This is a genomic window from Kitasatospora sp. NPDC057936 (assembly GCF_042887525.1).
Lineage (GTDB): Bacteria > Actinomycetota > Actinomycetes > Streptomycetales > Streptomycetaceae > Kitasatospora.
On record NZ_JBHVPD010000220.1, the window covers coordinates 1 to 1,068 of the forward strand.

1 protein-coding gene and 1 pseudogene are annotated in these 1,068 nt (G+C 79.3%); both read right to left on the minus strand.

Going from position 1 to position 1,068, the window contains the following annotated elements; translation table 11 throughout:
- A pseudogene (locus ACFVU9_RS45510) lies at nucleotides 1-603 on the minus strand (hypothetical protein); the annotation flags it as partial.
- Nucleotides 604-885: 282 nt separating this feature from the next.
- A partial coding sequence (locus ACFVU9_RS45515) for a hypothetical protein (RefSeq protein ID WP_387604000.1) occupies nucleotides 886-1,068 on the minus strand: 183 nt, incomplete at its 5' end.

Below are 1,068 nucleotides of genomic sequence, written 5' to 3' on the forward strand. Positions count from 1 at the left end.
GCCGCGCGCGGCGCCGACCTCGGCGGCGGCGCGCCCGGCGGCCTCGGTGGCGGTCCGGGCCGCGTCGGAGGCGCGGCCCGCGGCGGCGGCCGTGGCGGTGGCGGCGTCGAGGATCTGCCGGGTGCGCCCGCTGGCGACGCCGATCGCGGTGGCGCGGTCGCCGAGCTCGCGGGGGCCTCGCGCGCCGAGCAGGGCGTTGAGCGCGGCCAGTTCGGCGCCGGCGCCCTGCCGGTACGTTTCGGCGGCGAGCTGGGCGGCGTCCTCGACGGCGGCGACCCGCTCCGTCTCGGCGGCGGCCGCCCGTTGCGTGGCGGCGGTCTCCTCGGTGCGGGCCCGGGTGAGCGCGAGCTGGGCGCCGTTGTAGGCCTCCACGGCCTGCTCGGCGCCGCGTCCGGCCCGGTCCAGCTCGACCCTGGCGGCGGCCAGCCCGGCCTCGATGGCTCCGGCCGAGGCGGCCGTGCGGTCGGCCTCGGCCCTGGCCCGGTCGACGTCCTCGGCGGAGGGGTACGGCTCCGGCTCGGCCCGGGCGGCGTGGGCGGCCGGCAGCAGCCCGAGCACGGCGGTGAGGGAGAGCAGGAGGGTCGGCAGGAGCCTGCGCACCACGGGACGTCCCTTTCGCACGGACCGGACGGGTCCCGGGTCGGACGCGTCGCGGTCGGACGGGTCACGCGGTCGGACGGACCGTCTGCCGGGCGCCCGCCGGACGGACGGGCGGCGCAGGATCGGGATGCGGCCGGGCGGACGGCCCGGCGATGTGTCCAGTGCGTGACGAAGCGGTCACTCACTGCTCATGTTCTCAAGTCCGCCGTCGTTCACACACGGAATACGCACCGCCGGCCGGGTGAGCATCGGATGATCCGATCGGCGACCGATTCCAGCCGCGGACTAGCGGCGGATCCGGCGGGTGTGCGTCCGCAGGTAGGAGTGGCGCTCGGGCCGAGGCTCCAGCCCGGTCGGCCGCACCGCGTACGTCCGGCTGCGCCCGGCCCGGACCGTCCGGCGGCGCTGCTGCGCGCCGCGGCCCCGCCCGTCCCCGCCGCCCGACGCGCCGTACGCCTGGCCCTCGTG